19 protein-coding genes are annotated in these 24,333 nt (G+C 43.8%); 8 read left to right on the top strand and 11 right to left on the bottom strand.

Features of this window, described 5'->3' with window-relative positions:
* Nucleotides 1-8: 8 nt before the first annotated feature.
* The 3 genes from KTR07_RS18350 to KTR07_RS18340 are packed head-to-tail and all read left to right on the top strand — an operon-like array spanning nt 9 to nt 5,967.
* A complete protein-coding gene (locus KTR07_RS18350) occupies nt 9-428 on the top strand; it encodes a hypothetical protein (protein ID WP_011107995.1) in 420 nt (139 codons plus the stop codon).
* 30 nt (nt 429-458) lie between these two features.
* Nucleotides 459-5,489, top strand: a complete 5,031-nt coding sequence (locus KTR07_RS18345) for a DUF4132 domain-containing protein (protein ID WP_070750034.1) — start codon at nt 459-461, stop codon at nt 5,487-5,489.
* A 7-nt stretch (nt 5,490-5,496) separates the two neighbouring features.
* On the top strand, nt 5,497-5,967 hold the full coding sequence (locus KTR07_RS18340) for a GAF domain-containing protein (RefSeq protein ID WP_008763245.1): 471 nt from the start codon (nt 5,497-5,499) through the stop codon (nt 5,965-5,967).
* A 113-nt stretch (nt 5,968-6,080) separates the two neighbouring features.
* Here the strand turns inward: KTR07_RS18340 and KTR07_RS18335 are convergent, their stop codons facing one another.
* The 7 genes from KTR07_RS18335 to KTR07_RS18305 all read right to left on the bottom strand — a co-directional run bounded on the left by KTR07_RS18335 (nt 6,081) and on the right by KTR07_RS18305 (nt 12,529).
* On the bottom strand, nt 6,081-6,395 hold the full coding sequence (locus KTR07_RS18335; RefSeq protein WP_008767738.1) for a chaperone modulator CbpM: 315 nt from the start codon (nt 6,393-6,395) through the stop codon (nt 6,081-6,083).
* 14 nt (nt 6,396-6,409) lie between these two features.
* Nucleotides 6,410-7,375: a DnaJ C-terminal domain-containing protein gene (locus KTR07_RS18330; RefSeq protein WP_008763243.1), complete on the bottom strand. Its 966-nt coding sequence runs from the start codon at nt 7,373-7,375 to the stop codon at nt 6,410-6,412.
* A gap of 178 nt (nt 7,376-7,553) precedes the next feature.
* Nucleotides 7,554-9,257 carry a lipid A phosphoethanolamine transferase gene (locus tag KTR07_RS18325; protein WP_055300325.1) on the bottom strand — a complete coding sequence of 568 codons (1,704 nt, stop codon included), beginning with the start codon at nt 9,255-9,257 and terminating at the stop codon, nt 7,554-7,556.
* Complete coding sequence (locus KTR07_RS18320; RefSeq protein ID WP_081029931.1) at nt 9,244-10,440, bottom strand: BamA/TamA family outer membrane protein; 1,197 nt, start codon at nt 10,438-10,440, stop codon at nt 9,244-9,246. The genes KTR07_RS18325 and KTR07_RS18320 overlap by 14 nt, the downstream gene beginning before the upstream one ends.
* Nucleotides 10,441-10,529: 89 nt before the next feature.
* Nucleotides 10,530-11,543 carry a low specificity L-threonine aldolase gene (locus KTR07_RS18315; protein ID WP_217315474.1) on the bottom strand — a complete coding sequence of 338 codons (1,014 nt, stop codon included), beginning with the start codon at nt 11,541-11,543 and terminating at the stop codon, nt 10,530-10,532.
* A 52-nt stretch (nt 11,544-11,595) separates the two neighbouring features.
* The gene (locus KTR07_RS18310) at nt 11,596-11,970 is read right to left on the bottom strand and encodes a hypothetical protein (RefSeq protein ID WP_008767734.1); all 375 of its coding nucleotides are present in this window, start codon (nt 11,968-11,970) and stop codon (nt 11,596-11,598) included.
* A gap of 10 nt (nt 11,971-11,980) precedes the next feature.
* Complete coding sequence (locus KTR07_RS18305; RefSeq protein ID WP_008767733.1) at nt 11,981-12,529, bottom strand: RNA polymerase sigma factor; 549 nt, start codon at nt 12,527-12,529, stop codon at nt 11,981-11,983.
* Nucleotides 12,530-12,684: 155 nt separating this feature from the next.
* Between KTR07_RS18305 and KTR07_RS18300 the strand changes: the two genes are divergently transcribed.
* Nucleotides 12,685-13,101, top strand: a complete 417-nt coding sequence (locus KTR07_RS18300) for a DUF6249 domain-containing protein (protein ID WP_011108002.1) — start codon at nt 12,685-12,687, stop codon at nt 13,099-13,101.
* A gap of 83 nt (nt 13,102-13,184) precedes the next feature.
* On the opposite strand, the gene KTR07_RS18295 is transcribed toward KTR07_RS18300, so the two are convergent.
* Nucleotides 13,185-13,403, bottom strand: a complete 219-nt coding sequence (locus KTR07_RS18295) for a winged helix-turn-helix domain-containing protein (RefSeq protein WP_011108003.1) — start codon at nt 13,401-13,403, stop codon at nt 13,185-13,187.
* 236 nt (nt 13,404-13,639) lie between these two features.
* Between KTR07_RS18295 and KTR07_RS18290 the strand changes: the two genes are divergently transcribed.
* The 4 genes from KTR07_RS18290 (at nt 13,640) to KTR07_RS18275 (ending at nt 17,905) form a co-directional block, all read left to right on the top strand.
* Nucleotides 13,640-15,379 carry a thiamine pyrophosphate-dependent enzyme gene (locus KTR07_RS18290; protein ID WP_217315473.1) on the top strand — a complete coding sequence of 580 codons (1,740 nt, stop codon included), beginning with the start codon at nt 13,640-13,642 and terminating at the stop codon, nt 15,377-15,379.
* Between the two features lie 178 nt (nt 15,380-15,557).
* Nucleotides 15,558-16,475, top strand: coding sequence for a DUF2157 domain-containing protein (locus KTR07_RS18285; protein WP_032841475.1), 918 nt, complete (start codon nt 15,558-15,560; stop codon nt 16,473-16,475).
* The gene (locus tag KTR07_RS18280; protein ID WP_008767728.1) at nt 16,459-17,415 is read left to right on the top strand and encodes a DUF4401 domain-containing protein; all 957 of its coding nucleotides are present in this window, start codon (nt 16,459-16,461) and stop codon (nt 17,413-17,415) included. The genes KTR07_RS18285 and KTR07_RS18280 overlap by 17 nt, the downstream gene beginning before the upstream one ends.
* Entirely contained in the window at nt 17,402-17,905 is a 504-nt protein-coding gene (locus KTR07_RS18275; RefSeq protein WP_008767727.1) for a GDYXXLXY domain-containing protein, read from the top strand. The genes KTR07_RS18280 and KTR07_RS18275 overlap by 14 nt, the downstream gene beginning before the upstream one ends.
* A gap of 381 nt (nt 17,906-18,286) precedes the next feature.
* Here KTR07_RS18275 and KTR07_RS18270 read toward each other — a convergent pair whose 3' ends face one another.
* The 3 genes from KTR07_RS18270 to KTR07_RS18260 form a co-directional block, all read right to left on the bottom strand.
* Nucleotides 18,287-19,378 carry an OmpA family protein gene (locus tag KTR07_RS18270; protein ID WP_008767726.1) on the bottom strand — a complete coding sequence of 364 codons (1,092 nt, stop codon included), beginning with the start codon at nt 19,376-19,378 and terminating at the stop codon, nt 18,287-18,289.
* A 99-nt stretch (nt 19,379-19,477) separates the two neighbouring features.
* Nucleotides 19,478-22,537 carry a hypothetical protein gene (locus KTR07_RS18265; protein ID WP_008767725.1) on the bottom strand — a complete coding sequence of 1,020 codons (3,060 nt, stop codon included), beginning with the start codon at nt 22,535-22,537 and terminating at the stop codon, nt 19,478-19,480.
* A 373-nt stretch (nt 22,538-22,910) separates the two neighbouring features.
* Nucleotides 22,911-23,849 carry a site-specific integrase gene (locus KTR07_RS18260; RefSeq protein WP_008767724.1) on the bottom strand — a complete coding sequence of 313 codons (939 nt, stop codon included), beginning with the start codon at nt 23,847-23,849 and terminating at the stop codon, nt 22,911-22,913.
* Nucleotides 23,850-24,333: the final 484 nt, after the last annotated feature.

The following is a 24,333-nucleotide window of genomic DNA, read 5'->3' as shown; positions in this document are numbered from 1 at the left end:
AAGTAAGTATGAAAGCATATATCCAAGTCAAGCAAGTAGGAAAAAGGAAATGCAGCATCGAAAAGATGCCGATCGATTTCCCCACTCCTCCTGCCAGTGTGCAGGAACTGATTGAAGCGGTCGTCTGCTGGCAAGTAAAGGAGTACAACGAACGGCTGCAACAAAGTGAAATGCTGAAATACCTCACCTGTGAAGAGATGGAGGACAAGGCCGCCGCCGGCAAAGTAGGCTTCGAAGCAAACTATAACGGCAGACCGGCTGTGGAAACCGAAGCCATCATCAATGCTTTGCAATCGTATGAAGACGGAATCTTCCGCATCTTTCTGGACGATGCGGAACTCGGAGAATTATCCTCCTCCGTCCAACTGAAAGAAGAATCTACACTTACCTTTATCCGGCTGGCAATGCTGTCAGGAAGACTTTGGTAACTGCAATATAAACTCTAAAAGCTTAAAGTCATGAGAATTACTTACAACGACAAATTGAACAAGCTGCTAAACCCCTATTTGGAGAGTTTACTAAAGGAAAAATCAAGCCTGGAGCCGGAAACGCTTACCCTGTTCGACCTATTCATGGAGGATTTGGACATGGGAGGACGGTATGGTATATTCAGTGAGATACTGGAACCTCGTCTGGAGGAGATCATCCGGGAAGAAAACATCGAAAGCATTGCCAATCTGATGGATGGCAGACTTAACACGCTGTTCCGCTATATGTTGGGCGACGAATTCGCCGGACTGTTCCATACTTATCTGCAACTCGAAGCACGCTGTCCGCATACCATCGGATACGACCGGCGCGCCCAGCGTTCCGCCCATCCGTCCAATCATCTGGACCATGCCAGAGACGCATGGCTACAGTTTTTAAAGTTACGCGCTACCGGATTTTCAGTGGAAGCGATCTTAAAAGGAGGAAATACACCCGAAGATACAGAAGAATTCAGCGGCTATATGAACTCTTCCTACTGGCTGGCCGCACAAATAGCGCAAGGTAACGAAAAAGTAATCGAATACCTGAATCAGGTACTGACCAGCGAAAACAATGTCCACCGCCTGCAACGCTGGTATCTCCACGCCATCGCCATCAGCGGACACCGCCCGCTGTTGGAACTGGAAGGCAAACTGCTGCTGGCAGCCAAGCTACAAGAAGGACTGCGCCAAGCCATCGTGGAAACGATGGACGAAGGATGTCCCGAAAGTTACCTCTACCTGTTCTCCATCATCTACAACAACGGACTGCAACGTTTTGCCTCCGTCAAGCGAAGCATCGCCGTATGCACCGGAATCGGCGAACAGGACAGCAGCGAACGGATTACCAACAAGTATGTCGAACTGATCTGGAATTTCCTGAATCATCCCGAAACAGCCCGCAATACCCTGCAAAGCAAGGATACAGTCGAACTTTATCTGGCTTTGTGGAGCATCGGATTCTATGATACGGACGAGATCAGAGCCATCGTACCGGACATCATCCGAAAGGGAGCCAAGCATCAGATACAGACGTTACTGTACTTCCTGCGCTGCACGCAATCGTCTCAGATGAATCATCTGATCAGCAAAGACGCATTCGAAGTATGGCACGACGACCCGAAAGTGGTGGCGGCTATCCTTCCTCTTTATATGGACGGGCTTTATCTAAGCCGATACAGCGATAACAAGGAAGCTCCCACACTCAGCGATTATTTTGAAACGCCGGAAGAGGCGGTCCGTCACTACGGATATCTGAAACAAGTCTACCAGTCTATTTCCGCCAAGGAAGTCTATTCGCCTTATGTATTCCCGTGGGATTGTGTGGTGCTCACCCGTTCGGATGTAGTCCTCAAAATGGCGTACATCGCATGGATGACCAACGATATCCGGCTGAGAGAGGAACTTTGCACGTATCTTCCCGCGCTCGAATCTTACAACCGCGCCAGCTATATCGGAATCGTCCTGCCCCGTACCGAAAGCAAGGTGGAGCAGGAATATGTACTGCAATCACTCGGCGACCGTTCGGCAGACATACGGGATGAAGCATACAAAGTATTGTCCGAAATGTCCCTGTCCCCCGAACAGTATCAGCATATAGAAGAATTGCTCCGTTTCAAATATAGCGAGATGCGTATCAATGCCATCAATCTGCTGATGAAACAGCCGGAAGCACAACTGGCGGCCAGTATCCGCCGATTGCTGAGCGACAAGAATGCCGAGCGCCGCCTTGCCGGACTGGATATGATGAAGAGCATCCGCAACGTCGATTTCCTGAAAGACAGTTATCAGAAACTCCTGTCCACCGTCAGAGAGATTCAGAAGCCGAACGCCAAAGAAAAGATTCTGATCGAATCGCTGATCGGAGACGGTACGGAACAAAGCCCGACAAGTAACTATACCCGAGAGAATGGCTTCGGGCTATACGATCCGGCGCTTGAAGTCAGCCTGCCTCCGATTACTCCCGATGCCGGATTCAATGTGAAGAAAGCATTTGAGTTTATTCGTTTAGGAAAAGCCAAAGCGATCTTCGACAAGCTGAACAAATACATCGAAAAGCATAAAGAAGACGAATTCACGGATAAATATGGTGAAGTACGCCTGGTGGGCAACAGTGTCTTACTGAACTGGTACAAGCACTACGACGGACTGAGCGAACTCGGACTTCCGGAACTCTGGCTGAATTTCTATCAACAGGAAATCGGCAGTTACGACAAATTGCTGATGATGAAGTTCATGCTGGCCTCTACCGGAGCACCCAACGAAATAGAAGAGGACGAAGACGATGAATTTGACGAAGAAGAACAGGAAGACAAGGAAGCCGCTATCCAATCGCTCAACACATTCGAACCGCTTATCAATAAGATGTATGCAGGCTTCACTTACCGCGGGCTGCAAAAGTCACTCCGCAAGCTGACCTATTACAGGCAGATAGAAGATATTATCGACGGACTGGCACATGAATACAGAAACGAAGCAACTTATCAGCAGTTCTCCGTCAATATGCTTTTGCAGTTGCTTCCTCTGCTCAATACAAAGAATATCTTCCGTCAATACACCAATAAGCATACATGGCTCAGAGACAAGCAGGAATATGGAGCAAGGGAGATCGTTTACCCGATACACAACAACAAGTTTGTACGGTTCTGGCTCGACGCGCCTCAGCATCCCATCAATGACGCTCTCTTCACCCGTTATTTCACCGTCCGGTACCAGCTCTACAAGCTCACCAACTATATGGAGCATACTCCCGAACTGGAAGAAACGGATGTCTACCTGCAAAGCATGGACTTTGCCCACGCATGGATGCTGGGACTGATTCCCACCGAAGAAATATACCGGGAACTGATGGGACGTGTCAACTCGCCCACACGCATCAAAGATATCACTTCGGCACTGGACGAGCGCAACCACTCCCTCTTCCATTCACTGACCCAGAAAGTAGTGAACCGGATTCTGGAAATAGAGTTACAGCGGGGAGATTCCGAGACTCAGGTCACCCGTCTGGCGGAAGAGCTTCACCGCGTCTACGGAGCAGAAACACTGATCCGTATCCTGCAAGCGTTCGGCAAAGATACCTTCATACGTGACAGCTACAACTGGCGCAATACCAAACGGGGAGTATTGAGCAGCCTGCTCCATGCCTGCTACCCGTCTCCGGACGACGACAGCGATACACTCAAAAGCCTCGCCAGTCAGGCCGACATCAGCCATATACGACTGGTGGAAGCTGCCATGTTCGCCCCACAATGGCTGGAACTCACCGAAAAAGCGACCGGATGGAAAGGACTGGAAAGCGCCGCTTACTACTTCCATGCCCATACCAGCGAATGTTTCGACGACAAGAAGAAAGCGATCATCGCCCGATATACCCCGATTGCCATAGAAGACCTTCAGGAAGGTGCTTTTGACATCGACTGGTTCAAGGAAGCCTACAAGACTATCGGCAAGGAACGTTTCGAAGTAGTGTACAATGCAGCCAAATATATTTCATTAAGCAACACGCATACCCGCGCCCGTAAATTTGCCGATGCCGTCAACGGCAAGACCAAAGCGGCAGACGCGAAGAAAGAAATCATAGCGAAGCGAAATAAAGACTTACTGATGAGCTACGGCCTTATCCCGCTGGGACGAAAAGCCGACAAGGAATTGCTCGAACGCTATCAGTTCCTGCAAAAGTTCCTGAAAGAAAGCAAGGAATTTGGTGCACAGAGACAGGAAAGTGAGAAGAAAGCCGTTACCATCGCCCTGCAAAACCTGGCACGTAACTCCGGTTACGGAGACGTCACCCGTCTGACATGGAGCATGGAAACGGAACTGATCAAAGAAATCACTCCTTACCTGACCCCCAAAGAAATAGAAGGCGTGGAAGTCTATGTGCAAGTCAACAATGAGGGCAAACCGGAAATCAAACAAGTAAGAGCCGGAAAAGAGCTGAACAGCCTGCCTCCCAAACTGAAAAAGCATCCATACGTGGAAGAACTGAAAGCGGTACACAAAAAACTGAAGGAACAGCACGCCCGTTCCCGCATCATGCTCGAACAGGCAATGGAAGACTGTACCCGTTTTGAGGAAAACGAACTGCGCAAACTGATGAAGAATCCGGTTATCTGGCCGCTACTTAGAAATCTGGTCTTCACCAGCAACGGCAGAACAGGCTTCTACACCGACGGCCTATTGATAACGGCTGACGGCATCTGTCTTCCGCTCACTCCGAAAGAGGAACTGCGCATCGCCCATCCCACAGACCTGTATGCGAGTGGCAACTGGCATGCTTATCAGAAGTTCTTGTTTGACAAAGCTATCCGCCAGCCTTTCAAGCAGGTATTCCGCGAATTGTACATCCCGACAACGGAAGAGGAAAGCGCTACGCAATCCCGCCGTTATGCCGGAAATCAGATTCAACCGCAGAAAACGGTTGCCGTACTGAAAGGACGGCGCTGGGTAGCCGATTACGAGGACGGACTTCAGAAAATATACTATAAAGAGAATATTATTGCCACGATCTATGCGATGGCGGACTGGTTCTCTCCTGCCGACATCGAAGCTCCCACGCTGGAATTTGTCTGCTTCCATAACCGCAAGGATTATAAACCGATGAAGATTTCGGAGATTCCACCTGTTGTCTTCTCCGAAGTGATGAGGGATGTAGACCTCGCCGTCAGTGTGGCTCACGCCGGAAGTGTCGATCCGGAAACCAGCCATTCCACCATCGAGATGCGCCGTGCATTGGTAGAACTTACCCTACCCCTGTTTCACTTCAGCAACGTCAGGGTGAAAGGGAACTTTGCATACATCGAAGGCAAGCTGGGCAAATACAACATTCATTTGGGCAGTGGTGTTATCCATAAAGCAGGCGGTGCACAAATAGCCGTTCTTCCGGTACACTCGCAAAGTCGCGGACGACTGTTCCTGCCTTTTGTGGATGAAGACCCGAAAACAGCGGAGATACTGACGAAAATCATTTTCTTCGCAGAGGATGATAAAATAAAAGACCCGAGTATTCTAAACCAAATCAAATAGAAAAGAGATGGCAGAAAATTTACTGATTCACACAGGTAATAAAGAAGAGAAATATCGTGAACTGCTTCCACAGCTACAAGCATTGGTAAGCTCGGAAACGAATCGTATCGCCAATCTGGCAAATATTGCCGCCGCACTGAAGCAGACTTTCCACTTTTTCTGGGTCGGCTTTTATATGGTGGAAGGCAACGAACTCGTATTGGCACCGTTTCAAGGTCCCATCGCCTGTACACGCATTCGTTTCGGCAGAGGAGTTTGCGGCACGGCATGGAAGGAAGCGCAGACGCTGATTGTTCCTGATGTAGAGCTGTTTCCCGGTCACATAGCCTGCAGTTCCGATTCCAGGTCAGAGATAGTAGTACCTATTATAAAAGAAGGAAACGTCATCGGAGTGCTGGATATAGACAGTGATACACCGGACAGCTTTGATGAAACGGATGCACGCTATCTGGAAGAAATCTGCACGTACATCAGATAGTTTTCTTTGTACTGTAACGGTCCGAATAAAACAGAGGCTCTGATCTACGTGAACAGAGCCTCTGTTTGCTATAAATAGAGCCTTCGTTTGCACCAAACAGAGGCTTCGTTTTTCTACCAGTCCGCTTCCTCTATTTCCCTTTCCCGAAACAACAGAAGTTGCTTGCGGAGGGAAGTAATTTCACGCCTCATATCGTCCATTCTTTCCAGCATATGATGAATGGCGTCAATGCCTTCCATATTGATGGATAAGTCATAGTACATCCGGCTATAACGTTCCACGTTCGGAAGTTCAGAAACAAGCAGATAATGCTTGCCGGCTTCGGTACGTACATTAATCAAACCACCTTCTTCCAACATCTCAATGAATGAAGGTTCAATATGACACTTTTGACAGTATTCACTGACAATAATTAATTCGGTCTGCATAGTGCTCATTCATTTTAGTTCATACTCTGTAATTGACGGAACAACTCCTTCTGCGCTTCTGTCAGATTCGTCGGAATCTTGACGGAATAGGTAACAATCAAGTCACCGAATTGTCCTTCTTTCTTATAGACCGGGAATCCCTTGCCTTTCAGACGCACTTTCGTTCCATTCTGAGTCTCCGGTTTGATCTTTAGTTTCACTTTACCGTCCAGCGTATCAACGACTTTATCACCACCCAATACAGCAGTATAAAGGTCTACTTCCACGTCTACGTACAAGTCATCGCCCAAACGCTTGAATACAGGGTCTTCGGCAATGACGAAAGTGATATACAAGTCCCCGGCCGGACCTCCGTTCACACCTTCAGCTCCGTAACCTTTCAGTTTAATCACCTGCCCGTCGGCCACACCTGCGGGAATGGTAATACGTACTTGTTTACCATTGACAGTCAATATCTGTTTATGCGTCTGAGCAGCATCACGAAGTGAAAGATGAAGCTCCGCATTAAAGTCCTGTCCACGGAATCCGGCAGAACTTTGTCCCCTGCCCCGATGCCCGAACATCGATTCGAAGAAATCGGAGAAACCACCGGCATTACCTCCGGAGAATCCACCGCCACCGTCGGACGAATACCAATACGTTCCGTCACCATCAGAGAATCCCTGACCGCCACCACCGAATCCGCCAAAACCTCCGGCACCTCCAAAGCCACCGGCTTGCTGCCGCGCTTTTTTCTGAGCTTCAAACTCATCGGCATGCTTCCAATGCTCCCCATACTCGTCATACTTCTTACGCTTCTCAGGGTCACTCAGTACTTCATTGGCTTCATTGATTTCCTGAAACTTGTCCTTCGCACTTGGGTCATTAGGGTTCAGGTCAGGATGATACTTCCGGGCCAACTTACGAAAAGCCTTCTTTATATCATCCTGAGAAGCACTTTTGTCAACTCCAAGAATCTTATAATAATCTATATAAGCCATGTTTTATGAATTTAATCGTTCATACTTTTATATCGCAAATAACACGCCAATCATGCTTTTGGATATAAGAATTAACAAGGATTAATGAATAAGTAATAGGTAATAAGTAATAATCGTAGCTTCGTATAGCCTTGCCTGTACGGCTACGGTGTATTACTTATTACTTATTACTTATTACCTAATACTTAATACCTAATACTTGACATTTCTGGAAGTCAGGCTGTTTCATTCCCAGATCATCCAAGGGGCGTGGTTCGTTATGGTCATTCAGATATACTCTCGGCTTCATGGTGTAAAGAGGGCTGACTACAGATGAGGAATCGTTGCGGTAAGAAGTTTGCACTCCGCCCAGTTCCAGCATGGTAGGAAAGAATGAACAGCTGGAAGATACGTCTTTATCCTTATTCCCGGTCACGGTTTGCCAATGTTCGGGATAAGCTTCCCGATAGGTGTCGGACATCCATATCAGAAACGGAACATGAAGCTGATAGTAAGAAGGAACCGGAGAAGCATGAAGGAACAGATGACGGGAATCGTCAAAAATATCCTCTCCATGATCGGAGGTGTAGAGCATTGCAGCATCCACGTGCTGTTCTTCGAGCATATGAATCAGACGTGACAGAAAGCCATCTGTATAGCGGATGGTGTTATCATAGGCATTCACCAGGTTATCACGGTACTTCACTTCCGCTTCTACCGGATAATCGGGCAGAAAGAAAGCGTCTTCCGACGGATAACGTTCACGATAATTGAAATGTGAACCGTATGTATGAAGTACGATAAACTGTTTCTGATTTCCCTTGGATAATTCTTTCGCTACTAATGCCAGCAGTTCATCATCAGAAGGATTGTAGGCGGAATCCAGCGAATCTTCTTTTATAAAATCGAATGTATCGGCTTCCTTTCCGAAGAAATCGATAAAGGAATGATTATAGCGCTGGTTGGAGAAAAAGGCTGTCTGATAACCTGCCTCCTTAAAGGCCGTGATGATTCCTTTTTGATGGTAGATGGAGTCGAAGTTACAAGCTGTAATATCCGACATCAGCATGGGTACGCTTTTATGGGTGGTATTCGACTCTGTCAGGACTTTGGAGAACGCAACAATTCCCGGTTGACGGGACAGAAGCGGATTCGTCTCCCGCTCATATCCGTAGAGTTGCCAGTTCAATGCGCGGGAAGTCTCTCCCACTACCATTACATACACTTCACGCTTGTCCGCCGGATGAGTGGCTTGGGCATGGAAAGTAAAATCTTTCGAGGTATGACGGTAATTTTGCGTCAATGCCGTACGTTGAAAAGCGAGTCCCACATTATAGCATACATTGAGAGGATAAAGATCGGATTTCAGTTCATAGCGGGAGTCTTCCCAGTAAGCTCCGCCCAAGGTGAGAAGAGAGATTCCAAGCAGGATGAAGGCTCTCTTCCGTTCTCTGTGAATAAATGCCACAGAAAGCCGGCGCTTGCGGATAATTGAAATCATGCCCAATATCAGAGCAGGAATGTAAAGTATGACTACGGTGACTATGGCCGGTAATAAGTTGTCCAGCAACTCCATCGCTTCACTCGAATTGGTGGTTACCAGATTCAGAAACATATCTACAGCGATGATGGACTGTCCGAACAGATAAAGCAGCACAATCTGAAAGGCGCCGAAAAACAGGAAGATGAACAAAATCCAGAGCATCTTGCCACAGTTGCGGGACAGAGTCATCAGCAGATAGTAACAGGCTAAAGGCAACAAGACGTTGCTTACTTTCGCCATCAACGGCAAGGGTTCTGTGAAACACAGAACGATGTTGGGCATTATCAGGATGATCAGAAACAAGTAAAACAAATGTTCCTGATTTTCAAACCATTTCTTTATGTTCTTAAAAAGCTTCATTGATATTAAATATAAATCCAGTCTGGTGCTTGCCAAACCCTAAATCCAAACGTACATTTACTCTCTTCTTAAATTCCCAGCGATAGCCGAAACCATAATTAGGAAGGATATGCTTCGGCGTAAAGTCGGAGAAGCGCGGAAATACAGTTCCCGCTCCTGCCCATACAGCCACTCCGTTTCGTTTCCATACATGCTGACGGAGTTCTATCTGTGCATCCATCGCACATTTATCACGATAACGCCCTTCATAATAACCACGCATTGAGTAAGAACTTCCGAGGGTTGCCATCAATCCCCACGGAGGATTGCCATAGTTCAGTAAAGTGTGAAACTGTCCTGCAAGGACTCCGCCTTTCCATACCGGATGATAATAGCTGGTTGTCAGTTCCGTACTGCTAAACGCATATTTATTACCGAGAAAAGCCGGGCTAAACCGTTGGTCTATCCGCAAGTAATATCCCTGATAGGCATTGGTCAGATAATCACGGGAGTCATAAAGAAGGGAAAGGCCGAGACTCGTATTAGTGGTCCGTGCCAACATTCCTTCCCAAAGTTCCGGTTTCTCAAAGTCATGCCCGTCTATATAATCAAATACAGCCATCGGTCCGATATAGAAACTTTTCGCTACACGGAACATGAAGTCGACTTTCACTTGTGCCTGAAAGCGTTTGTAGTCGCTTTCATTATCAGAGTTCGCTCCATTATCATATCCCCTTCCCCAATAAAGACTGGGGAAAGAATAAAAATAAAGATTATAATTCAACCGGTATTTCTCTTGCGGGAACAAGTGATTGCCTCTTACTCCCAACAGATAAAATCCAACAGTAGAGACATCTCCATAAAGAGAAACATTCGAAGGGGGAAGGATCGAATCATTGCGGTCTGTACGATACAGCCCCGCCGCCACCAATCCAAGACCGAACTTGGTATCACTGGAATAATGAGGACCGCCAATCACACTGAAATCGAACTTTTTATTTTTCTTTTCCTTATTGGCGTCATTAAAATAATCAAGAAACTTCTTAAAGAAACTACGCTTTGTCTGAAGCGAGTCTGAGGTTGCCACAGAGACAGAATCTACCGGCACATCTTTACCCATAGAATCAGTCTGCGCACTTATAGTGGTTTGTGTCAACAACAATAGCGCCAATAATACAAGTCCGTTTCGTCTAGCATCCATCATAATAAAAGCAATATTACGGGGACAAAGTTAGCCCCAAACTTTTTATTACAACAGTATTACAGGCGCTTTTGTTGTTCCATTCTTCTCCTTTAACGTCTCAAAAGTCGAATAAATTGATTCACATCTTCTTCTGTAGTGTCAAAAGAAGTCACCAGGCGGATTTCGTTATTCGCTTCATTCCAGAAATAGAAGAAATAAAATTCCAGCATTCGGTCGATAGCCGGACGGGGCATAGTCAGAAATAACTGGTTACTCTCCGGCTTTTGGGTAAAGGTGACTTCGGGCAGTTCCTTAAGTGCCCGATAGAGCTTGCCTGCCATCGCATTGGCATGAGCGGCATTCTTCAGCCACAGGTCATCCGTCAAGTAGGTAGTAAACTGACAGGAAAGGTAACGCATCTTGGAAGCCAGTTGGGCAGATTGTTTCCGGACAAAACGGGCTTCCCGTTGCAGGTCCTTATTAAATATAATCACACATTCCCCCATCATCAGTCCGTTTTTTGTTCCGCCGAAACTAAGGATGTCAATTCCACAGTCTACAGTCAGTTCTTTGAGCGAAAGATGAAGAGCGGCACAGGCATTGGCAATCCTTGCTCCGTCCATGTGGACATACATACCGTTCAGATGGGCAAAGTCAGTCAGACGTTTCAGTTCTTCGGGTGTATAAATCGTTCCGAGTTCGGTGCATTGAGAGATGTAAAGCGCACGGGGTTGCGAATGATGCTGGTCGCCGAAACCGTGCAGATAAGGCTGCATCAGTTCGGGAGTCAACTTACCATCGGTTGTGGCAATCGGCCGAATCTGACAACCTGTCATTTTCACGGGAGAGCCGCACTCGTCTACATAAATATGGGCAGTTTCTGCACAGAAGATTGAATGATACGGACGCGTCATTACTTGCAAAGCCACCACATTGCTGCCCGTGCCATTGAATACAAACAAAGGGACACAGTCCTGTGTAAAGGTTTCTTTTATCTTGGCTACGGCTTCTTCCGTCCATCGATCATCACCATAACCCAACGCATGATCTGCGTTTGCCCGGCTCAATGCTTCCATCACCAACGGATGCACACCGGAATTATTATCAGAGGCAAAACTTCTCATTGTTTCTTCTTGTTTCTTCGCATTGTTTTAATTGTCATGCAAAGTAACAGAATTATTTCCAGATATACTTCTTGCGCAGCCAATAATCTAATCCGAGCAAGACCAATGCAAGAAGTGCGATATAGACATAAAATGCAAACAAAGAAGAATCCTGCCGGACATTCATTTGCGGCATCACATCGGCAAAGTTAAATTCCAGATAGAAAGTCAGCACATAGACACCCAGCCCTACCAACGCCAAAGCCGATATCAGCAAAGCTGCCCAACCGATTCTCGTTTTCCGCTTCGTCTGCTTCTCAGCCTCCTGATGAACACGCTCCATCATCCGATACGAAAAATTGGAAGACAGTCGTTCCGTTTGCCTCCGTTCCAATGCTTGTTTCAGCATATTGCCCGTATTCTCGTTTATCTTTCTTTCCTCTTCCATATCCTCTCTTCTATTTATTATTCATCAATACACAAATCTTTTTCCGGGTACGATGAAGCCGTACTTTCACATTACTGATCGAAAGTTTCAGCACCTCACCGATCTCTTCCATTGACTTTTCTTCATAATAAAACAAAGTAATCAATGCTTTCTCTTCTCCGCTCAACTGATCTATCGCCATCTCCAAACGCTCCAGTTGTTCTTCGGTTTCTGCCGGAGCAAGCACATTGTCCGCCATCTCATCGGGTACATTATTAATCGTATTCTCTTCTATATAAAGAAACTCCTGTTTCTTTTTCCGGGTAGCCGAGATAGCGGCATTGTAAGCGATGCGATAAATCCATGTAGAAAAACGGCACTCGCCTTTATAACGATTCAAGTTGCGGAAAGCTTTCAGAAAAATATCCTGAAGTAGTTCCTCCGCATCTTCGGGACAACCGACGATCTGCACTACCAACGTATACAACGGACGACTGTAGCGGTCAAGAAATACGGAAAAGTATTCCGTCTCTCCATCCAGTATGCGTTCGATATAGTATGATTCGTCTTTCTGTTCCATCTTGACTCTTTAGACGCTGCCCGATACAAAAGGTTACAATCCGGGAAAGAAAAAATACAGGATTATAAATTATCCGCTTTTCAGTGTAACCTTTTTCCGTCCACTGCGTCAAACGATACAAAGAACGAAAATATTCACTTAAAAACAGTATAATTATGATGGATTTTATCACCATTCCCTTGGTCGTAGGTACTATTACATTAGGAATCTACAAATTATTTGAACTTTTTGTATGCAAGAAAGAGCGGATAGCCATGATTGAAAAGCTGGCTGACAGAGTCAACACAGGAGAAATCAACAGTAACTTATCCCTCAACCTTAATTACTCCCGCTCCCGATTTACCTTCGGTTCTTTAAAAAGCGGTCTGCTGATGCTTGGAATAGGATTAGGTCTACTGGTCGCCTTCTTTATCTGCATCAACTCATTTCCGGGATACACCGCTTCCAGAAACTGGGACGTGGAACGTCAGGCAAGTGTCGTGTATGGCGCATGCGTACTTCTTTTCGGTGGTGCAGGGCTGCTGACAGCTTTCCTCATCGAGATGAAAATACAGAAGAAAGAGAAAGAATAAAAAACCAAAATCCCCGAAGCCTCATCTACAAAGATGTAACTTCGGGGATTTAATCTGTTCTCATTAAAACATCAGACATTCTTTCATCCAATATAAACATTTACGCAGAGATATACATAAAGTTCCTCATCACACTGATCGAACTCTATCTTATTCTCTTTCGATAACCAGCCCAGAGCGGCACCCAATTCTTTATCCTTCAACCCGGACTTTCTCTTTAAGGTACCATAGCCCCATTTCTCATTGTTGCTCAGCAGTTGCCAGACTTTACCAGCATACACACCGATTTGCTTTCTATCCATTTTCTACAGCTATTAAGAGGTTAAAAACATTAGGTTAAGATTTCGCCTATAAAGATAACAAATGGATATCACAATTGTTCCCTCCCCGATGCTAAAAAGTTGTTACAAAATTATTTTTAACATAAAACCTGCGATGTGTACCGACACAACGGACTTATTAGCATATGTTAAAACAGAACTTTTCTTGGCATACATCTGTTATTACATTAAGAATCAATCCTAAACCTATTAGAAATATGGCAAAAAAAATAGCAGAACAACTGATCGATACATTAGTTGAATCGGGCGTAGAGCGCATCTATGCCGTGACGGGCGATAGTTTAAATGAAGTAAACGAAGCTGTCAGAAAGAACAATAAGATACAATGGATACATGTACGGCATGAAGAAACCGGAGCCTATGCCGCAGCAGCCGAAGCGCAACTGACCGGACGGATAGGATGCTGCGCAGGCAGTAGCGGCCCGGGGCATGTTCACCTCATCAATGGACTATATGATGCACAACGCTCAGGCGCACCGGTCATCGCCATCGCTTCCACCATCCCCAGCGGAGAATTCGGGACTGAATATTTTCAGGAGACCAATACTATAAAACTCTTTAACGATTGCAGCTACTATAATGAAGTGGCAACTACTCTGGGACAATTCCCGCGTATGCTTCAATCAGCCATTCAGACAGCCATCACCCGAAAAGGAGTAGCCGTTGTAGGCTTACCGGGAGACCTGGCCAAAGCATCTTCCGTTTCCGTCGATTCTTCGGTAAAGAATTATCCGGCTCCGCCAGAAGTCTGTCCGGCGGAAGAAGACTTGATACAATTGGCAGAGTTGCTGAACAACCATAAACGCATTACTCTTTTCTGCGGCATCGGCTGTCGGGGAGCACACGAGGAAGTGATCGCGCTTTCGGAGAAGCTGAATGCTCCTGTGGTATATACTTTCAAAGGAAAAATGGAAGTACAATATGAAAATCCTTATGAAGTCGGAATGACCGGACTGTTGGGAATGCCTTCCGGCTATTACAGCATGCACGAAGCCGAAGTACTTCTTATGCTCGGCACAGACTTTCCTTATTCCGCTTTCCTGCCCGATGACATCAAGATAGCACAGATAGATATCAAACCCGAACGGCTCGGACGCCGTGCCAAAGTGGATATCGGACTTTGCGGAGATGTAAGAATGACTATTCAGGCATTATTGCGTATGCTGGACCCCAAGACTGATGATACTTTCCTGCTGAAACAACTGAAAAGATATGAAGGAGTAAAGAAAGACCTGGCAGCCTATACGGAAAATAAAGGAGATATAAAAAAAATCCATCCGGAATATGTGATGTCCGAGATTGATAAACTGGCGTCGGACGATGCAATATTCACCGTAGATACCGGAATGACTTGTGTATGGGGTGCACGTTATCTGCAAGCTACGGGAAAACGGCATATGCTGGGTTCTTTCAATCATGGTTCTATGGCGAATGCTTTGCCACAGGCCATCGGGGCAGCGCTTGCCTACCCCGACCGTCAGGTAGTGGCGCTCTGTGGTGACGGAGGTCTGTCGATGACTTTAGGAGATCTGGAAACCGTTGTCCAATACAAGTTACCGATTAAGATCATTGTCTTCAATAACCGCTCCCTGGGAATGGTAAAACTGGAAATGGAAGTAGACGGCCTGCCGGACTGGCAGACAAATATGCTGAATCCGGACTTCGCGCAAGTAGCCGAAGCAATGGGAATGACAGGCTTCAATGTCAGCAATCCGGAAGAAGTACTGACTACTTTATTAAATGCATTCGAACTGGATGGTCCGGTACTGGTAAATATCATGACCGATCCGAACGCTCTTGCCATGCCTCCTAAGATAGAGTTGGGGCAGATGGTAGGCTTCGCCCAGTCCATGTATAAACTGTTGATTAACGGACGCTCACAGGAAGTGATCGATACTATTAATTCGAATTATAAACATATACGGGAAGTCTTCTGACAGTTCCTTCTTCAACGATATTTATCCTTGCACACAGACAAGATGATTATCTTCAGAAAGGTATAATCTGATCTCATTACAGACTAACAATGAATCAGATTCTGCCTTTTTTATATATCCAACCGAAAGATAATCATTTTATTTTCTTATGTTTGTAATCATCAAAAAAGAAAAGTACATGGAAAAACCGGACTCTTCACTCCTATTCAGGCAACCGATGTATGCCGATAAAAAACAATGGAAACAATTTCTTTCTATTTTTCTGTTAGCAGCAGGCGTTGGTTTTACGGTAGCAGGAATTATCTTTTTCTTCGCCTATAACTGGGAAGATCTTCCCAAATTCGCCAAACTGGGAATCGTACAAACATTGCTTGTTGCATCTGTTCTGCTAACAGTATTTACCCGATGGAATATACTTATCAAACAGATAATCCTCACCGGAGCCACATTCCTGGTAGGCACACTTTTTGCTGTATTCGGACAAATCTATCAGACGGGCGCTGATGCGTATGACCTGTTTCTGGGCTGGACACTGTTCACCATCCTCTGGGCAGTCGCCATCCGTTTCACTCCGCTCTGGCTGACGTTTATCGGACTGCTCTGTACTACCATTTGGCTGTATGCAATGCAAATAGTGCCGGATAACCAATGGGCAGTCACTTTGCTGACCAGTGCAGTAACCTGGATTTGCGCTTCGGCAACGGTCGTCACAGAATGGATGAGTATCAAAGGTACCCTCAGCCGACAGAACCGTTGGTTTGTCAGCCTGCTTTCTCTGGCGACCATCGTGCATGTGACTTATCTTATGATGGCAGTAATCTGCGAAAAGGATGCAATCGTATCCATTCCGCTCACAAGTACCGTTCTGCTGTTCTCGGCAGGGTTATGGTTCGGATGGAGACAAAGGAATTTATTCTATCTTTCCGCCATTCCTTTTGCCATACTGATGATTTTACTATCCCTGTTTATCTGTCACAGTAACCTTAGGGATGTCAACATATTCCTTCTCTCAGGAATTATTGTTATCACCGGTACCACTTTATTGATTTATGCAATCCTTCACCTAAAAAAACAATGGTATGGCACAGAAGAGTAACCTGACAATCGAAGTCCTTTCAATTATCGGAGGAGTGCTGACCGCTATCTTCTTTCTGGGATTTCTGGCACTTTCCTCCATTCTCCGATCCGAAACATCCTGCCTGATTGTAGGAAGTATCCTGATCATTACTACTTTATTTGTCAATCGTCTCCTGACCAAACCTTTTCTGGATGCGATGAATATTACGTGCTACATAGCCGGATGTATATTAGCCGGTTATGGAATGAATAGAAACATGGATGTCCTCTTTATTGTACTGATAGGGATCAGTGTAGTAACGATGCTGTTATCCAAAGGGTTCATCCTGACTTTCCTTTCGGTAATCTCATTCTATATGGCGCTGTTCGGAGAGATAACGAATTTATTCTCTTCACTGAATCCGCTGAATGTCGCTGCCGTGCCTATTATAGCTATTTTCTTATTCGTCAATCTATCTGAGACAAAAATACTCAGCTATACGAACGGGGATTTTTCTAAATACAAACCTATTCATTCCGGTCTGTTCGTATCGTGTGTCCTTTCATTGGCCGGGTTGTCTGTCAATTACTTGACAAAAAGCACAAATGACTGGATCATATCTGTTTTCATGTTGGTGGGTATCCTTCTGATGGTTTATAAAATCATGCAGGTGATGCAGGTTAAGAGTCCGGTACATCAGGTGTGCATCTATCTTCTTTGTATCCTGATCTGCCTTCCCAGTCTGCATGCCCCTTATCTATCAGGCAGTATCCTGTTGATACTGATATGTTTTCATTACGGTTATAAAGCAGAGTCCGCAGTTGCGCTCCTCCTCTTCATCTATTCCATATCCAAATATTACTATGATCTGGATATCACCTTGCTGACGAAATCGATCACCCTGTTCTTCACGGGAATCGTATTGCTCATAGCCTGGTATATTTTCACTCAAAAAAAGACAAGACATGAAAAAATATAGCCGAATACTGATTATCGCTAATTTAATCCTTCTTCTGGGATACTTTAACTGGTCTGTTTATCAGAAAGAACAGACGCTGAAAGAGGGACAACTCGTATTATTGCAACTGGCTCCTGTCGATCCCCGTTCGCTGATGCAAGGAGATTATATGAGGCTTAACTATAAAGAAGCAAATTCCGAATTGATAAACAGACAGGAAGCTAAACGCGGTTATGCCGTGCTCAAGCTGGACAAAAATCACGTCGGAGAAATAATACGTCTTCAGGAATCCCTTGAACCAGTAAATGAAAATGAGATCGTCCTGAAATATAAAACGATAAATGGCAGATTATTCCTCGGTGCCGAATCCTTCTTTTTTGAAGAAGGACAGGATTCTGTCTATAATCGTGCCGCTTATGGTGGATTGAGAGTAGATAATAAAGGACAGAGTTTACTGGTAGGATTGTATGACGGGGATTTCCGGCAGATTAAACCGTACAGAGGCAAATAGTAATCTATAAATATATAAAAGACCCGGACTTTCTCAAGCCCGGGCTTTTGTATTCTTAAACATCTTCTTATTAGTGGGGAATAAGGGGATTACATTAAAAGTAGTAATCTCGGGAAAACAAGACAGATGAATAAGATCATAAAGAGAATGCCCTAGGGAAATAAGGGAGGCATTCTCTGCCAAGGGTAGATTTTGAAAAGAGAGACTTTCACAAGTATCGTCTTTCTATCTACTCCCGGTTATCTCCACATTTTAAGTGAAGAAGGGTTCATCGTAGAAGTCCGAACTTTCACAAGCAGGAGACTTCCGGATATTCTCAATGTGGCTCCTCGTATGAATAGAGGAAGTGGGGAAATCAAACCACACGAGAATTAGAAAATATTATTCTGCAATGCAGATACTTACACGGTTCTCTTCCGGAGTCGCATAAGGTTGTACAGTATCTCCCTTAAAATCAATTTTAATTCTATCTGCAGCAATGCCTTTTACCTTCAATGCTTCAGCCACATTGACAGCACGCTTTTCCGATAGTTTGCTATTGATTTTAGGATTACCTGTATTGACATCTGCATAGCCTGTTATGCTTATTTTAGCTGCCGGATGTGTCTCAAGATACTCAATCAGAGAAACAAGTTTGGCTTGTTGATCATCCTGAATCTTTGCGGAATTCAATGCAAAGAAGATATTCTGCTTCATAGGCTCAGCTACCACCTCTTTTTTAGGTTGTGGTTGTTCCACTACAGGAGCAGGCTTCGGCTGTTCAACCACTACCGGTTCCGGTTCGTAATATATCGGTGCTGTTTTTGTATAACTCTTGCCAAGTTTGATACTCAAACCCACTAAAGCATTCAATTGCCAATCACAATTTCCAGCTTTCTTTGAGTTGAATTTGTCTGATAAAGCATTGGCGTTGGCCTCGATATTAATGGATAAACGGTCATTCAGACGGAGATCACACCCTAAGCCCAAGCGTCCGGTCACAAGAAACTTGCCTTCCTGCCAAAGATATTCCATTTCATAAGTACGTGTATCCAATGCATTCGCTTCATCATTATCAAATCCACGATTAAGTCCTGCTCCTGCAAAGAGATAACCATTGAAAACACGTTTCGGATTAAAACCGCAAAATAAAGTACTAAAATCGGCTATAATATCTACATTTCCCTGAAGGTATTTGTATTGATATACCTGTTCAGGATTAATCCATCCACCTTTTGCCTGCCAACCACTTACACCAACACGTGCACCAAAAGCAGGAGCAAACTTATAGCCTACGTTAAGAGCAGCTGCCGGAGAAATCAGATCGGCAAATTTGGCTTCACCAACAGTATGAGCAGCACCTATTTGTGTCTGAATAAACCAATGAGGATGAAAAACAATCTTACCGGGTTCTTTTATACGCTGTTCTTCGCTCTGTGCAAATGCCATTGTAGTGCATAGAATAGCAAAAACAATTAATACGTTTCTTTTCATACGCTAAGTATATAGTTAGAGAAGGGTATCCTCTCATTTTAAGAAGATACCCTTCCACCTAAAAAGGATTATAGTGATTCTTACGAATTACTGTTCACATTATCCGTGCGTAGGTAATACAGTTACTGTTATAACCTTCGTCACATCACCATATGGATAGCTGACTGTTACAGGAATCTGAAGTTTAAATGAAGTCTTCACAGTCACACCCTTATTATCGTATGTAACCATACCGAAGTCACCATTTTCAATTGCAGTCAAGTTATTGCTTGTATCTGTACCTGCAGCATAAGTCACTACATTAGGATACAAAGGTGCAACTTCCGACCACAACACAAATTTGTTTGGATCTGTTTGTCCCATATTGGTCTTAATGTTATCAGTAGCGATAGCAAATGCTGAAATTCCATAATACGTATAGAAATTATTCGTACCCATTTCAAAATCATGTCCACGCCAGTCTGTCAATGAAATCAACTGATTCAAAGCGACCTTAGCACCACCTGTTTCAGCATCCTGAATAGTACTAACCGGACCTGCCATGATATTAACCGGACGCAAGAACTTAGCATCAAATTTACCATTAGTCAACGGAAGTTTAGTATTGCAACCCTTATTGGTAATCACAACTTCAATCGTTGCAGTAAACGGATTCTCATTGTAAGCCGATTTATTCAGCAACGCTTTGGCAACAGCTGTCTTATTATAAGTAACCTTGCTACCAACGATAACTGCCACTTCTTCTGCAACACCAGTTCCCTTCGCACCCATCAACTTATCTCCGGCATCGTTTCTATATACATAGTAATCAACTCCATCAATCGTTATTTTCTGCTTAGCTGTTACGACTCCGTTTTCTTCCGCAAATACAAACTTCGGATCATTCAATTGAGTAGGCTGGAAGTCTGTAAACTTGCTGTCTACTGTAGTTACAATCTTATTACCCATAAATACAGAATAGAAATCAAAGTCTGCCAAGGTAGCCTTATTAGTGGCAATCGGTTCTTTAGCATCTATCTCAATAGAGTTTCCACTCCAAAGGTTTGTATTCTTAGCACCGATTGTACCTGAAGCTTTGTGTACCTTGCCTGTAGTCAAAATGATTACTACATCCTTGCGTCCTGTTGCAGAGTAGTATACCTTCTTAGTGAATGTATCACCTTCTTTAGCAGCTAACAAGTCTGCATTATCAATAGTCCAATCTACAAGGATTGTCTGTGTACCTTCAGGATCTTGAAGTTCTACTACCTTACCAACACTATTGTCACCAATAGCAGGGTTAGTCTTAGCATCATTCAATTTGTAAATAGCATAGAATTCATCTTTCTTCAGACCAAGCGCATTATAAACATCTACATTCATAAATTGAACATCTGTTGTAACCGCTGCATCATCGCAACCTACATAAATTTCCTCATGTTTCGGATAGTCTATTTCTTTACCATCCACATCATCTTTCACAATATTGATTTTCACCCAACCAGCATTCAAGACTTTCTTCGTGGCAATCTCTCTCAACATAACACGTACCATTGGCTGACGATCAGCAGCAGCAACACCCGGTTCTCCGTATACAGTAGAAATAGCCTCACCATCTTCTAATTTCAAGAATGCATTCTGAGGAGTTTTGTTATCGCCACTGATATAGTTGGACTGTGCAAACGCGATTTCCAAATCCAAATCAGCCAAATCACCTTCAAAAACTTTCTCTTCAGAAGGATCAGCATCCGTTTTATCAGCTGTTTCTTTATAATGGAATGTGAATTTATCTTTCAGAACCAGTTTTTTAGGATCTTTAGCGTCTACAGTAGCTGTAAGAGCAAAGTTAGCCTCTGCTTCAATAGCTTCCAAAGCTTGACCTATCTTAGAATCATTGTCATCTGCACCGTACAAATGTCCATCATTCGTTGCATTATTATTCACTTTATCTTTAAAAGCAAGAACAAAGTCAGACCAGTTGGTTTTATAGATAGCAGCATAATCAGAAGTAATTACTCTAGGTTCTTTCTCGTCTTTCAACTGAACAGACACCTGTAACGCAAGCGTTGAAACTTCCTTAGCATCCAAAGCTTTGATTTCTTCTGAAGTCGCACTGAATGTAACTTTCAGCATACGACAATTCTTGCCATCTATTTCCTTATCTACCAATTTATAAGAAGTTACTGTAGGATTAAACTCTTGCGAACGTGTAACAACTTCCTTATTGTCAGCCACATAATGAACAGATTTTTCTACAATCTGTGATTCACTGATATTTTGAGGATTAACATGATAGTAAGCTACAATTTTCGGAGTGAGCACATTTACTTTCGTTGTATTCCGCTGCCAAACTTCACCAGTTTTTGTAGGAGTAGCATCGGATGTCTTCACCGTCCATTCATTGTAATTAAGGCTGATAGCCTTCATTGCTTGAATACCGCCCAAATAAGACTGTGGTTCGAAAACAAGGCTACTTAAAACTGCAGTGTTCGTTTTCAATACAAATCCCTCCGGATATTCTTTCATACCACTAATCACGATGTTACCATCTTCGTTAACTGCAGCAGTAATCGTTCCTTCTGCCTTCCAAGATTGTGCAGGATCAGTCGGCTTTCCGTTCACATACCATATACCGCTAGCATCAGGAGTATAAATATCGGCAGCAGCTTGTACACCTAGATTTTTTGCTGCATCACCTTCACCAATCCACCAATTGCCATCTTTGATGTAAGGAGTCAAACCGTCAGTACCATTAGTGCTATTGCCATCCTTACCTTCAGCCTGTACTTTCAAATCGGTATTTCCAATCCACCAGTTACCGTCTTTAATATAAGGAGTATCTCCGGCAGCCTTCCACTGAGTTTTCTCAGTACCTTTGTACCAATAGCCATCATCACCGATAGTATAAACAATACCGTCTTTACCGTTAGTACCATTAGTAATTTCATAAGTCTTCTCGTTGCCCAGAATTACTTGAATACCATTAGCGATTGGTTTAACATCTTTGACCCACTGTCCACTATCCAGCACCTTCTGAATCTCAGCCAGTTTAGCGTCATTCGCATCAATGCGCTCGTTAATCGCATTGATGTCATCATCGTAGTCCTTACAGCCTACGTAGGTGACAGTAGAAAGTGCTAACGCCCCGAAGAACATCACTTTTACAAATTTTCTTTTCATAACTACTTAAAAATTACATTAATAATATATTATTAAACACTAAGTTTCAATAATGCCTGTCCCGTTACTTGGTAGGTAACGGGGAAACCTTTGTGGTAACCTTTATAAAGTAGTTTTTGTAGAAAACAGATTCAAAAAGAATCTAAATCTTTTACCCCTGCTTCGTAGTAGCGGCAGAGGGGAGGAAAATCTTTTGCCAAAATTTAAGGTTAATACAGTCTTAATACAAAGAATCCGCAGTATTTGTCGTTTATGTGTTCTTTTTTTAGTAGTTTATCAGAGAATTTTTCATTTTTGTTTGCATGTTTTCCAAAATATGTCCATATTTGCAGCGCTATTCAGTCCCGTTACCTACCAAGTAACAGGGTAGTAATCAAACTATTATTCCACCAATAGAGCGTTTCACAAAATCAACGATCCTATTATTTGCTTCATCAATTTTCCTACTACGGAATGGCTTCAGATAAGTTTCGGTCACCGTAATGGAAGAATGTCCCATTGCCTCAGAAATGATACCTGGATGAATTTCACAATAATAAGCTGTCGTAGCCCAGGTATGACGTGCTGTATACGAGCTAAGTTTGCTTTCCAGTCCCAGCCACTGACCTAACAATTCTAAATGCTGATTGAAACTCCGTAAGGCTAACTGATATTCCCGATATGCTTCCTGACTTCCTTCAATACTATGAAGAATTGAAAACAAATAAGGAGAACTAAGATCCCGACTTATGTGCTTTTCTAATAAAAGCATAGCTTCCGGTGTCAGAGTCACTGATAAGGAACGACCGGTCTTACGCCGACGATACGTTATCACGTTTCCTCTTAAATCGCTTTTACGCAAATAGGCCAAATCAACAAAAGGTAAACCACGAAGCAGAAACATCAGAATAAACAGTTCCTTCGTATGACGTAAATCTGAAGGAATTGTGGATGATTTCGACAAACGACTAAAAACTTTTCGCATATCTTCATCTTCCAGCGCACGTTTCCTATCTGCACGTGTTCCTGTGTAAACAGAACGGAATAAATGCGGAATATATTCCGCTTTACGAAGATCAACTGCACGATTATAAACCGCACGCAACACACGAAGGTAAGTGGAAACTGTATTCCAACTGGAACCACGACTGCGAAGATAGACTTCAAAATCTTTCAACCATTCGGGATTTACCTGATGAAAATCAAGGTATTTACTCCCATGAAAGGTTGTCACAATGTTCAAAGTACTTCGATACACATGGGCAGTCCCAAAGTTTCCCTCTGCCCGTAGCCCATCGGCTACTTTCTTAAAAAATGAAATTAAATTCCCCATTGCATAAACTATTAGATATACACTATTAAATAGATACACTTCCTACTCTTATAATAGGAGTGAACGGTCAAAAAACAAAGACCTCTCGACAAAAGTTTGGAGGCAAAGAAACGAATTTTAATTGGATCAACATCAAAAACACGTATTTTGTTGATTTCTGTTGCTTTTACGCATTATACCATAAGTTTTCAAACAAGGGTTTCACCCTTCACCTTTTCTTTGAAAACCTTTATTCATCAGTGATAGTGGGTGAAGGGAGGTACCTTCACCTCTTTCTTCAGACAAGTCAGATACAATCGACCGCTCGTTTACATACAATCAATAGGATGTTTAAAACAAACATTGAGAAGAAAAAAATAATCTATTAGCATCTTTCCATTAGGTTATAGTTAATGCAAATATCATTATAGCAAAAACAAATTAGCTTATAGCAAAACGAATGATGCTTTCATGAACGAATGTCATTTTCAGTTCAAAGGGTGAA

The sequence above is a fragment of the Bacteroides sp. MSK.20.82 genome (genome assembly GCF_019052485.1).
Classification (GTDB): domain Bacteria; phylum Bacteroidota; class Bacteroidia; order Bacteroidales; family Bacteroidaceae; genus Bacteroides; species Bacteroides thetaiotaomicron.
The sequence above is the reverse complement of the archived record's forward strand: the minus strand, read 5'-3'. Positions and strand labels throughout refer to the sequence as shown.

Bases quoted from the DNA above. Each gene is read 5' to 3' on its own strand.
- KTR07_RS18350 (WP_011107995.1), top strand. From the start codon at position 9: ATGAAAGCATATATCCAAGTCAAGCAAGTAGGAAAAAGGAAATGCAGC.
- KTR07_RS18345 (WP_070750034.1), top strand. From the start codon at position 459: ATGAGAATTACTTACAACGACAAATTGAACAAGCTGCTAAACCCCTAT.
- KTR07_RS18340 (WP_008763245.1), top strand. From the start codon at position 5,497: ATGGCAGAAAATTTACTGATTCACACAGGTAATAAAGAAGAGAAATAT.
- KTR07_RS18335 (WP_008767738.1), bottom strand. From the start codon at position 6,395: ATGCAGACCGAATTAATTATTGTCAGTGAATACTGTCAAAAGTGTCAT.
- KTR07_RS18330 (WP_008763243.1), bottom strand. From the start codon at position 7,375: ATGGCTTATATAGATTATTATAAGATTCTTGGAGTTGACAAAAGTGCT.
- KTR07_RS18325 (WP_055300325.1), bottom strand. From the start codon at position 9,257: ATGAAGCTTTTTAAGAACATAAAGAAATGGTTTGAAAATCAGGAACAT.
- KTR07_RS18320 (WP_081029931.1), bottom strand. From the start codon at position 10,440: ATGATGGATGCTAGACGAAACGGACTTGTATTATTGGCGCTATTGTTG.
- KTR07_RS18315 (WP_217315474.1), bottom strand. From the start codon at position 11,543: ATGAGAAGTTTTGCCTCTGATAATAATTCCGGTGTGCATCCGTTGGTG.
- KTR07_RS18310 (WP_008767734.1), bottom strand. From the start codon at position 11,970: ATGGAAGAGGAAAGAAAGATAAACGAGAATACGGGCAATATGCTGAAA.
- KTR07_RS18305 (WP_008767733.1), bottom strand. From the start codon at position 12,529: ATGGAACAGAAAGACGAATCATACTATATCGAACGCATACTGGATGGA.
- KTR07_RS18300 (WP_011108002.1), top strand. From the start codon at position 12,685: ATGATGGATTTTATCACCATTCCCTTGGTCGTAGGTACTATTACATTA.
- KTR07_RS18295 (WP_011108003.1), bottom strand. From the start codon at position 13,403: ATGGATAGAAAGCAAATCGGTGTGTATGCTGGTAAAGTCTGGCAACTG.
- KTR07_RS18290 (WP_217315473.1), top strand. From the start codon at position 13,640: ATGGCAAAAAAAATAGCAGAACAACTGATCGATACATTAGTTGAATCG.
- KTR07_RS18285 (WP_032841475.1), top strand. From the start codon at position 15,558: ATGGAAAAACCGGACTCTTCACTCCTATTCAGGCAACCGATGTATGCC.
- KTR07_RS18280 (WP_008767728.1), top strand. From the start codon at position 16,459: ATGGCACAGAAGAGTAACCTGACAATCGAAGTCCTTTCAATTATCGGA.
- KTR07_RS18275 (WP_008767727.1), top strand. From the start codon at position 17,402: ATGAAAAAATATAGCCGAATACTGATTATCGCTAATTTAATCCTTCTT.
- KTR07_RS18270 (WP_008767726.1), bottom strand. From the start codon at position 19,378: ATGAAAAGAAACGTATTAATTGTTTTTGCTATTCTATGCACTACAATG.
- KTR07_RS18265 (WP_008767725.1), bottom strand. From the start codon at position 22,537: ATGAAAAGAAAATTTGTAAAAGTGATGTTCTTCGGGGCGTTAGCACTT.
- KTR07_RS18260 (WP_008767724.1), bottom strand. From the start codon at position 23,849: ATGGGGAATTTAATTTCATTTTTTAAGAAAGTAGCCGATGGGCTACGG.